Here is an 11,075-nt window from a genome sequence, read left to right as displayed (position 1 = left end):
AGGGGCAGGGAGTTCCCATAGTTGACGAAGGGGAGCGGGATAACGCGCGACGGCAAGTGCTTGCGCAACTTCAGGGCTGCATCCGAGCGGCTCTGAAGTTGATGTCATTGACGTCAGCGCCCAGCTGCTGAGCGCTGGGCCGTTGAGCCTTGGAAGCTGGCGGCGAGGAAACGCTTGCGGCAATTGGCCGGTCGCATTGAGTTAGGGTTTCGCCTTCGCTCCCGTCTGCTTCCCATTCGCGAGCTTTTTCTTCTCACTGGCATTGCCATTTTTGGCAAGTTCGCCACGGACTCTGTGCAGTGCAAGGAATCTTTCCGGCGCCGAGCCCGCTCCATTTCTAAATACAATCACTTCCGCACTCCAGAACCCTAGTGCTGCGGAACCGCCGACCTCGCTAAGCCACATAGTTGCCGCGCTTGAGGCGCCTGCAGGTATATCAGTGCTGGCGCTATCTCCTCTCGATGTCAGCATGGTGACATGCGGTGGGCTCGCTATTCTGCCCTGTCAATGAGTACACGTTGTTTGGATAAAATCCGAGCGTGCATTGCACGAGCAGTTGCTGTAGCTGTTCGGTGGTTGCGCCGCCAAGAAGCTCATTAATTACTTGGGTGAGCCATTTCTGCGGATCATTAGAAGCCGTGCCGCCGGTGAGCATTTCCGCGACTTCGATGATTGGCAGGGCCTCGCTTTTAAACCCGACTGAAGGCGTTGCATAAATAAACTCCTGGAAGACGGGCCTCTTCTGGGGACGCGCTCCAAAACCGCCGGCGAGTTGTTCGTTTCGGGTTGCATAAAGGTCAGTAGTGGCACAGGGGTAACGGCAAGCTTCGAGGCTTTTTACGCCCAGCTTGAGCGACGCCCCATCCTTATCGACATCAACTTCAAGATCAGCGTTACTGGACTCCCATTTCTTTCCGTTGTGCGCGATGCGCGCCGATACGATCACTACTTTACCTAAGCCAAAGCTACTGATCGGTGCGTAGTTGGCGAGCTCGTGCTCGAGGCGGGCAGCAGAGGCTTGCAGATCGCTGATGACGGCCATTCCACCGATGCATTCTCCGGCAGTTGCGATGAAATTATCGGCCGCGACAAGCAAACTTTGTTCGGAAAATCTTGTTCGAGTGAGAGACTGACCGGCTATAGGCGAGGTCACTCGGGCGTATACCGCATCTGTACCTGGCTGCAATCCATGTCCAGGCATTGAATAGGTCGCCGAGTAATCCCATATTTTTGCTGTAGCCAGGGTCTGCGGCTTCAGGGTCTTGGTGGTACCGATATGCCCTGAGGCAATCGGTGTATCGAGGACTCGCCGTAGCGGCGCTGGCGCTGTGAAAGTGGGCAACACGAACTCCGCCCGCGCAGGGCCGACGTCGACCAGCCGCAGCCAGGGTGCGCCGGTCGCCTTCGCCAGCGACTTCACCTCCGCGAGGTCGACAAGAATGTGTCTGGCAGCAAATTTGAGGGCTGGAACGGAAACCATGCCTGGTTCAGCACCCATCGTGGCCTAGAAGGCTGCCCAATATCCAAGTCTGACAGTTATCGGATATGGCAAAATAGGGCTTGGAAGGATGACACCAAAACAGGATGACTATTAGCTCAACTAAATAGATGTTTAGTTGAGTTAAAAAAGGCTTGCTAGAAACCACCCCCAGAAAGAGTAGGGCAGACCTGCTAGATTCTAACCACGCCACGCACAGAAACGTTGGTAGGCAGTTTCGGCGTTTGATTTTCGCACAAGTCTGGTTACGTCATCCATCCTCAACGTCCTTGCGCTGTGGTGCATACTTGTTTCTCGCAACCAGAGCAGACTCGCTTTACGGAACCCTGAGTCCGGCGAGACCACGCATCCGCTCTCGATAAGCCTATCAAGACGACCTGACATACCGACGTTGGAGTACGAACGCAGAAAACCACGGACGGCTTCGAAACCGTCCATGGGTTTGAGATATGCATCAAAGTTCGCCAGATAGTTCATCACCAGCGGTAGGCACGGGTCAGGTTCATCGCTAGTGTGATTGACGAATTCTTTGTAGGTGTTAAACAGCGGATACGGGGCCGGCATCTTGTTATCCTTTACGGGATACTGCATTGCAGATTTCAGATTCTGACAGTCATCGGATATTACATGTCGATCAGGTAGCGGAGCGCTGGAGGTAATCATTCGCGCTTTCGCCGCAGCGAACGAAATTAAAGAATTACTGCGCAGCTGGGGGCAGTTGACCCGGGCGTGTAGGGGTAGGCGCTGTCAATGTGATTGACACAGGCGTCAACCTCTCTCTACTGTAGCAATGCAACTGCGGGACGACTAACCGGTTGAGATTCGAACGTCCCCTAGCCCGAGAGGGTGCTCGCGCAAGGCGGGCCGATGCCTTATAAGGCGAAGTGGTGACCGGATCTGCTTTACCCGAATACAGATGGGCTCATTAGCAGAAAAGAAAATGCTCCGTATCAAAAGATGCGGAGCATTTTTCGTTATGGCATAAGGGCTTTAGCAGTTCAACACTCACGAAAGCAATGCCCGTTGGCAAGCAGTTTCAGGCCTGCGAAGAGACCGCAATCGCCGCCAACGCAAAAGTAAACGCCCTGAACAAGTCGTGGCGTACTGTAAACCTGTTTTCTGATCTGTTAACCACCGTGGTTAACAAGTAAAAAATTTGGTTTACAACGATAACGCACTAGCACATCACTGCGCTTTTGAGCGAACCAAATTCTGGAGCAGCTACCAGGGTATTAGGTGGCTGCAAAAGCTCCACGACCTTATCTGAATGTAACTCAGCCGGCGTTGGTCATTGCGCGAATGGCAGCCCGTGAAATCCGTGCACCAACTCCATGCCGAAAGCTGCAGATTTCACACAGCGCCGTGCTTGGAGGTGGACCTGCGATTCACGAAGTAAAATCAGTCGCGACGAAGCCCGCAAGGGACACGCCGGCCTGGTTAGTGAAATCCTTAAACGGAGACCACGAGGGCCAATGGAGACCAAAAAAGAATACGTCGTGAACCCATCAGTGCAGATCATCTGTAGATGTAAATTCTTTTCCAGGCGGCAAAACGGCTATGCAAGGAATTTAGTTCTCGAAATGAAAGGAGATTACTTCCGAGAGCTCGGGCGTGGCTTGAAATCTGAGCACCAGAGCTCCCCAGCCCTGCATAGAACGGTACGCATAATGTATATTATGTTAAATCATGTGCTATGTCAGATATGTTCAAGCGTGTCCAATCCCACATACCTCCGGTCAAACCCCCACAAACCCCCGTTTCCCAGAAATTCAAAAGCTTGGGTTCGATTCATAATCCTATCTCTGCGCATGGCCCTTCACTAACCTCCGGTTGACCCCACCCGACCCTCAATCCCATTCGACCATGACATCCACCATGGCAATACTGCAGCTTTCTGCTACAGGTTAAAGGAGCCATCACTCATTCTAGCCCCCTGGTTCTGTCATGACTCGGCCGTTCATCCCATTCCCGATTTTCCCACCCTACGTTTACTGGAGGCCAAATCAGCTTCGATCCTTTCCTACGAATCTAGCTGTGGCTGATCGGCTAGCCCAGATAGACCCGGCAGCCCATCCCTTCATCAACATCTGGTACGTCGACAGGTATGTGAATTGGATTGCTCACAATTGGGGTGCAGAAAATCCTCACCGCCAGTACCACAGCTGCATTATGGGTCTGGAGAAAATGCTCAATTGGAGCTTTGCTCATGGCCTGTCACTCGTTGACTGGCGCCGCAACGACTTTGAGAATTACGCAGAGTTTGTGCTCAACCCGCCAAAAGCTTGGACTGTGTACGGGCAACAGGCTCGCTTCGTGCAGGAACCCGGCGTCGCATTTGAGGGTTGGTCTATAAACCCAGTCTGGCGCCCGTTCCTTGATTCCAGATCAATTGGTGATGACGGCGAAATCGAGAAAAATGTCTGGAAGCGAGAGATTCGCTGCGCGACGCAGTTTCTGGATTTTTACCTCAAGGATACTTCAGCCTCACGTGAAAACGTTGCCGCGCAGCCCCTTGCTGATCTTGCCTTCAAGCAACCCAAGGCAATCGGTTTCTTGACCGATGCTGAGCTGGAATGGGTCTTGAAGTCGCTTCCAAATTTCTTGGGCGTGCATGAATTCCGAATAATTGAGATGTACCTGATCATGGCTAGGTACTCGGGCCGCCGGCTCTGGAGCGTCATGGGAAACGCCAGGTCGCCCAGCCATCTCGATCAGTTCAATCGTAGGTCGGACGGACGTTGGGTTGAGCTTCGCTCAGCCAAGGATGGCTGGCTGCCGTTGTCACCCCATTTCGATGAAGTCTTTGGTCGTTACCTGCGTTACCTGAATATTGATCCGCTCCACCCTCTCCCATCGATTCCAATTTTCCCCAAAGACGATCGGAGTTCTTACTATCCCAAAGCGCTCGGACGCATCCTTGTTTCCGTCAGAGACGCTTTGGCTGACAGCGCAGCTGGGTCTGATGATCCAGAGATCTCCAGTGCCTCGGAGAAGATTCGCGGTTTGACGGTTATGTTGGTTAGTCGCAAGCCTGTTCCTGTGTGAGAACTGCTATTCGCATTCTAATGGATGCGTTGAGCGGGCCTCTGCGGGGACTGCTGTCGTTAACCGTGCTTCGGCCATCAGGCCTCGTCTTGGCTCTTCGGGCGTCCATACTCACGCCTGCGCACTCCTCTTGCAGTCGCGTCCAGGGATGCCTTTGCTTGTATGCTGTGACCCCTGCCGCTTTATGGCCACCGCACCAACTCCAGTTCCTTGAGCCGGATGGCCATCGCCGAATCCGAGACGCCGAATTGCTGGGCAAGTGACACCAGGTTCTGGTTGTTGAAGCGGGTGCATCGCGCCAGAGCCAGCTCACGTTCTCCCGACTCTTTTGGGGCGTAGAGGAGCCGATCCGGATTGTTGGGGTCGAGGTGATAGGCAATCACGTCGCTGAAGCGCAGCTGCCCCTTGCAGCAGAACATAAATTCGAACCGTTCCCTCACCAGCTTTTGAGGCATGAGGAAGCAGGCCGCGAAGCGATCGGCTTGTCGCTCTGCGGGTGCACGTGGTGTTTGCAACGGGCTGCCATCAAACGCGCGGTCGCGATGCATGACGGTGTCCTCATGCAGCACAAGATGGCCGACTTCATGGGCCCCCGTGAAGAGCTGAACTTTGTCACCAAACTCGGTCGCGACAGCGATCTTATTGGATTGACGGTCAATCAGGCCCGCAATGCGAGTACCGGTTTTATGCCGGTTGAACTGGGTGTCTCCCAGGGTGGGATATTCGTGATAGTCGTAGCCGCAGACCATGGCGGCGATCCGGGGGCTGCGCATCATCATCGGTGGAATTTCTTGATCTGGCCACAGGTACCGGCGATCACGGTAAATCTGCATGAGCAGGTCAGTCGCTGCTTTCTCGATTAAAGCTTCGTTCATGGCAGAACACCACATGTAGGCTGTCAAATACAATTTAGCCCAATATGTAGTGGTTTCAATATATGGCTAACCCACTATATGGGTTTTCAGATGAACGGTTGAGGGAGTTGGCACAAGAAATAAAGTGATTTCATTTCGCCATCTTTAGGTTCGCCCTGCTCTAGGTTGTGTGCGAGGATTCGGCTACGGCGGTGGCCAATGAGGGCGTGCCAGACGCTATCCACACATCGAACCCTTGATGTCGCCCGCTGTAGCATTGGGGGCCATCGAAAGGATTACCGGAGGTTTGACAAGAAACATGGCATTGGATGTTGCGTTCAGCATTGAGGCTGGAGACTTTGTCGATCCCGATCGAGCCTATGACCTGTTTTGGGCAGGTGTTATAACCAATAAACGAGCCTTCGTTTGCCCTGGAGCGGACTGTACAGCCCAGGTGACCTGTGCGAATTTGGACAAGGACGTGCAGAGCATGCGGGTCGTGCCGCACTTCAAGGTCTACGGAGAGCATAGTGAGGCATGCGGGATCATCAACGGGAAAGCGATCGACCTTGAGGTTGAGCCTAGCGGCCCCGACGGGCAGGAGCGCAAAACCGTCGACGAATCCATTGTTGACGTGTTCAAGCTTGATCGACCCGACTCGTACTATGACGAACCGACTCAGGATCCCAGCGCTGATGTGCATGTGGCGAAACAACGCGCTAGAAACACAAGGCCTTACACGACCAAGCTGAGTGAATCGGGGATCGTAGGCCCCATTTACTCCGTGCGCTCTGTAGTAAGCCGGTATATCCGATATCGATCCGACAACACCTTGGAGTTTCGCCGGCTCAATATTGCCGGCCAGGACGTGGCCTACGACAGCATTTTTAAATGCGTCTGGGAGCAGGATCTGAATGACCTCCCCGACCACCCCGTCATCTACTATGGGTGGGCCTACATCGATCGCACTAGAAAAAATGACGCGTACCGGATCAAGTTCAAGAAATGCTTGATGCGCGGAACCGAAAGCCTGACGACCTCAAGCTTCGTCTCGGACACGCTCGTCGAGCGCTACAAACTCAAAAACCTCATGGCTACCAGGCTTGCAAAGATCTCCCAGCAGCCCAAACCCACTGCGTTTGTGTTTCTGTACGGACAACCCACAGTACGGACGTCACAGGGCACGAGCTACGCCAATTTCGAGCTGAAGAATTTGGACATGGTTGACGTTAACTACGACTGCCCATTGCCTTCCAAGTACGACAAGTAGCTAGTGAAGCCTGAGCCACCCCGAAGCGTATGCCGATGGTGGTTCGGGCCTGCCATGGATGCTAAGCGAGCGCTAACGGGCTCAGACTATCCCGGGAGAAACCGTCCTAGGGCGTCCAGGCTGAGGGGCCTATCAAATTGGTTTGTGTCCACCCTACAGCTCCAGCATCGCCCGCCTGCTGGCACAAGAACAGCACCATGCTTCACGTCTGCACTCCCCTCGCCCATGCTGTTCTTACGAGCAGCTAGAGAAGTCATGTGCAAGGGTCAGGTTACTCCCATGCGGTCAGCATCAAGCCCTATCTGACGCTCTACGGTGGTCGCTAAGCTGCTACCTTCAGCTCTCAGACTAGCCATCCGTTCTCAGATGTCATTGACGAGGGCCTGGTGGTTGCGATGATGACGTCGTCCTCAGTGGTCACCGTTGCCAAGTACCCTTCAGATTTCATCGCGTTGACCAACCTCCGGTTTGACTCGGTGTTTCTCACCTTGATCTTCTTGACCTTCGCGCTCACGGTTTTGAAGTCCTCATCGTCGAGCAAACCTAGAGCTGCAGCAATGTCCGGCCACTTCATCCCAGGAAGACATTGTGTCAGCATTTCAGAGCGCTGCTCCGGGGTGAGACTCGCGTTGCGAACCAGATGTCGCAGCACAGGCATCAGCGACTCAGCAAACCTTGCGCCGGCTTGATTGGTCAGCATAGATACACGGCCGAGCTCTGGAACCGCTTCCGGTTTGCTTTCAATTGTGTCCAGGCTAAGCCCTGACCACATCTGAATTTTCTGTGTGAGTGACAGCGCTTTGCTTCTGCTCAGCGTGAGCATCGTGTCGAGCTGGAGCGAGCTGATATCGATCTCTGCTTTTGCTAGATCCCACCGTTCAACCAGGTACTTGCCTTCGAGGTGTGGGCAAGTATTCAGTACGATCTCCCTGACTTCCGAGCTGTATGGCAAAAATGATGAGGCTACCAGCATGCCCCAGCGACCCTCAGGTAGCGCTATTTTTATCATTGCTAGGTCTTGAAGCACGACGCCATCGAGCAATACCTGGAGCACGTCATTACTGATACCGGTGGAGCTCAGAAGATACTGTTGCAGCGACCAGTCTGCGCTCGTTGACTGCCACAGCGTGCCCTTGAGAGACGAAGCATTCCGAGCGATGAAACCGGTGAATACGGCTGTGGGTTCCGATCCGATTTCTTCGTCCGAGACGTTGCCGTCTGGCCCAACGACTTTCTCAAAAAAAATCCACACTGCGTCAGCTTTGGCCACCAGGCGATCACTCTCAAGTGCCCTTGCCCAAAGATATCTCGGGGCGTCAGTGAGTGTGTGTAGGTCACAGGTCGTGTGATCGAAGAGTCTATTTGTCAGATCGTGATCGGCGTCCACTTCTGCTAGTAAGCTGGTCAAGGAGTCGCTTGATTCATCCAGGACAGCAGACTGATCTAGCAATGCGCTACCGAGCTCATCGGCGTGAGAGAGCAGATAATTACCGAGCCCATTGATGCCCAAAGCCTGTAGCCTACGCAAGGACACGATGCACACATCTGCAGGTTCGGATTTGGCGTCTTTAGAATCCTGTCCAGCCTCTGACTTCGCGCATATCAGCGATAGCATAGGCAGGTTGATCTTGATGCAGCCCCAGTCAATAAGCCTTTCGAGGTCTGCGAGACTCATCGTATGGCCTAGTGAGGCAAACTGGACTGGGTACGCCCTGAGCCACGCCCATGCTCCCAGATTGCTCTCTAGTCCTGACATCAGCCGTGAAGCATCTTCCAGCCCATCGATTGTAGGCACCAGATCCGTCGAGGAATCACCGGCCAGGGTCTTGAAGTCGGATTCCGGCAGGTTGTCGACGATTGCTTTGACGAAGGACTGACGGGCCTCGCTTCCTTCAAAAACGCCACCAGTGTCCCCCTTGTCCCTAGCGTTGAAAAGGCTATTAAACAGTTTGGGTTCGAGGCGGTACACGGCGCGAATAAATCCAGCCGCGTCTGTTCGACTCAAAAGCTCGCGCACTGCGACGGCCATTCGTTCGGTGTGCTCGTCCAGACCGCTCCTCAGTATATGGCTTAGCTGTGTGTCTGCTGAGCCAGCCGCGAGCGAGGTTGGTCGGGCGCTGAGACAGGCGATCAAATCGACGATGATCCCCCTACCCTCATCAAGCTCGTCGCTCTTAAGTTTCTCCAGCACGGTACTCGGACTATCGACAGGCGTGGAGACTTCAGGCAGCACGCCACGTCTCAATGAAAGGATCAGATCTTTGTCACCAGGCGTCAGCGATCCCTGATAGAAATAACCTAGGTAGTCGGTGTAGTCGGCATCGAGAAAGCCATGCTGCATCAGATAGCTCACGACATCCAAGCCTGAAAGATTGCTCCTTACGACCTCTCCATACCCTTGCTTGACGGCGGTCGTGAACGACATCCTGATGACCTGATCCGATTGTCTCTGCACCGCTGCGATTTCGTCCGCGATGGTGCTAAATCGCCGCCCTAGCAATGCTTGGCGCCGCTCATAGGATGTAGCGGTGAGTAGCTCAGCCTTTGGGACATTCCGAGATGAGTTTCTGGCCCGCCCGTATTGATCCAAGGCAACCATTGAGAGGGGGCCGGCTTGATTCATTAATACGTCGAACACCTCGTCGGTCACGAACTGCTTCTGCGTGTACTGGGTACCAGCGATTAGGACATGGGTTGCCGTGTCCATTTCTGTGAGTCGAAGAAGCGTGAACCAAACGTAGGCCCTCAGCTCAGTGACATTGTTGGCCAATTCTGAAATTCGATCATCTCGCTCACGTCGCAAGCCATCAAGCTGCCTGGCGTAGGCGCTGTTCTGCTGGATTTTCCAGGTATCGAGGCCCTTGATGACCCCATAGATCGCGCCCCGCCGTTTGACTAGGTCGGCATACGCGCCGGGATGTAGATTGCGAATGGCGACTATCGCAAACAGCTTGTCTGGCTCCAGGCGCAGGCCGCTGGCAAGGATATTTGAAAACATATCGAATTCATTGACGATATTTTTCACCAGCCGGAGGTCATCGATGTAGTAGCAGACCGTCTCCACCAGTCGACGGTCGAGATGTTCGCCCAAGGGTTTCGATTTGAAGGTTCGAAGGTTCAGAAGCTCCATCATCTTTTCCTGGGAGTTTTCCGAGTTGATGACGGGGATCACAGGGACGATGAGGTCAAAAAATTTGGTTTTCTCGCCGACGACGAACATTTCATCGCGCAGCGCGTAGACGAAATAGACATGTCGTTTCACCTGAGGTGATTGCTTGATGATGAAATTGATTTCCCGCAATCGGGTGAACACGTCATGAATGCCGAATCGGTCGAGATCCTCAATGATCACCACGTCAATGCTGCTTCGCTCAAAGCAGTAAATGATCTCATCGATATTTTTGTGCAGGACGGAGCCATGGTGGGTGGTCTCCAGCTTGCCACCTTTGAGTGTCAAACCATCAATACTGAACAGCGAACTCAGACGCAGGCACGTGTGTAGCAGGTGTATGCACCCTAACGCAGCGATTCCGACGGCGAGCGAGCTCGGGATCCACAGCAGCCATTCCAGGAGCCAGGCCGGTTCAATCTTGGGCAGCTTCTCTGCCACGGGAACGTACAGTCTCAGCGCCGCCAGAATAAGGAGGCCATAGCAGAGGGTTTTCCACCAGATTTTCAGGCCCGAGGCCTGGTCGATTCTCTTAAGGCGGGTCTTGGGAAGTGTCTTTGCAGGGACGGCGTACAGGAGTTGCTGGACGATCGTCTCCTCGATCCTGGCAACGAGATCGGATTCAGCCTTATTTTCCTCGGCTTTGGATTCCTGCCCTGTCTTTGCAGAAGGCTCGGATGAGCGCGGAGATTCCGAGGCCACGTCGGTATCGGTAACAAGCTCATACGCCCCAGAGATCTCGGTGTCCTTGCCGAATGTGGCTAGCGAAACAAATGCGTAGACGAATTCAGGGTGGCGATGGACGAAGGTTCGAAGCACGCTGCTCTTCCCTGCCCCGTACTCCCCCGTGATCGCGATGTTCCTGACTTGATCGTTCCTCAGCCCATTCAGTAACTCACGCTCATACCGCTGGATCTTCCCAGGCTCGATGAGTACTGGGGTTAGCGGCTGGAACAGATTCTCATGAGAGGGCGCGGCCAAGAACGCACGTGCGGCCTGATAGGCGCTGACGGCCGCACGTGGGTACCGCTTCAAAGCGGCTAGCTTGCTGCGGGTCTTATTAGTCCAGGCGTTAGAGGCATCTAATGCCCGGTTATAGAAGGCGCGCAGGCGAATGAACATCCGTGTCTCCAAGCAGGCTGGCGGTTACCAGGCATTCATCTGCCGAAGATTGAATGATCGATCTTGGGTCTGAGCGGGAAGGTGAACTTCCGGTGAGCCTGATACGAGGGTTGGGAT

General features: G+C 54.0%; 5 protein-coding genes. 2 read left to right on the top strand and 3 right to left on the bottom strand.

Annotation, left to right across the window (positions count from 1 at the left end; translation table 11 throughout):
- Nucleotides 1-448 precede the first annotated feature (448 nt).
- Nucleotides 449-1,480, bottom strand: a complete 1,032-nt coding sequence (locus A7K61_RS10990) for a hypothetical protein (protein ID WP_020302107.1) — start codon at nt 1,478-1,480, stop codon at nt 449-451.
- A gap of 2,052 nt (nt 1,481-3,532) precedes the next feature.
- Here A7K61_RS10990 and A7K61_RS10980 point away from each other — a divergent pair.
- Complete coding sequence (locus A7K61_RS10980; protein ID WP_069557551.1) at nt 3,533-4,543, top strand: integrase; 1,011 nt, start codon at nt 3,533-3,535, stop codon at nt 4,541-4,543.
- A 182-nt stretch (nt 4,544-4,725) separates the two neighbouring features.
- On the opposite strand, the gene A7K61_RS10975 is transcribed toward A7K61_RS10980, so the two are convergent.
- Nucleotides 4,726-5,418, bottom strand: a complete 693-nt coding sequence (locus A7K61_RS10975; RefSeq protein WP_044308064.1) for an ImmA/IrrE family metallo-endopeptidase — start codon at nt 5,416-5,418, stop codon at nt 4,726-4,728.
- 298 nt (nt 5,419-5,716) lie between these two features.
- Here A7K61_RS10975 and A7K61_RS10970 point away from each other — a divergent pair, with 298 nt between their 5' ends.
- Complete coding sequence (locus A7K61_RS10970) at nt 5,717-6,667, top strand: hypothetical protein (RefSeq protein ID WP_044308065.1); 951 nt, start codon at nt 5,717-5,719, stop codon at nt 6,665-6,667.
- A gap of 343 nt (nt 6,668-7,010) precedes the next feature.
- Here A7K61_RS10970 and A7K61_RS10965 read toward each other — a convergent pair whose 3' ends face one another.
- Nucleotides 7,011-10,958 (bottom strand): hypothetical protein, encoded by a 3,948-nt coding sequence (locus A7K61_RS10965; RefSeq protein ID WP_069557547.1) that lies wholly within the window; start codon nt 10,956-10,958, stop codon nt 7,011-7,013.
- Nucleotides 10,959-11,075: the final 117 nt, after the last annotated feature.

Source organism: Pseudomonas sp. AP42 (assembly GCF_001728935.1).
GTDB classification, from domain to species: Bacteria; Pseudomonadota; Gammaproteobacteria; order Pseudomonadales; family Pseudomonadaceae; genus Aquipseudomonas; species Aquipseudomonas lactis.
The sequence above is the reverse complement of the archived record's forward strand: the minus strand, read 5'-3'. Positions and strand labels throughout refer to the sequence as shown.

Bases quoted from the DNA above. Each gene is read 5' to 3' on its own strand.
- A7K61_RS10990 (WP_020302107.1), bottom strand. From the start codon at position 1,480: ATGGTTTCCGTTCCAGCCCTCAAATTTGCTGCCAGACACATTCTTGTC.
- A7K61_RS10965 (WP_069557547.1), bottom strand. From the start codon at position 10,958: ATGTTCATTCGCCTGCGCGCCTTCTATAACCGGGCATTAGATGCCTCT.
- A7K61_RS10970 (WP_044308065.1), top strand. From the start codon at position 5,717: ATGGCATTGGATGTTGCGTTCAGCATTGAGGCTGGAGACTTTGTCGAT.
- A7K61_RS10975 (WP_044308064.1), bottom strand. From the start codon at position 5,418: ATGAACGAAGCTTTAATCGAGAAAGCAGCGACTGACCTGCTCATGCAG.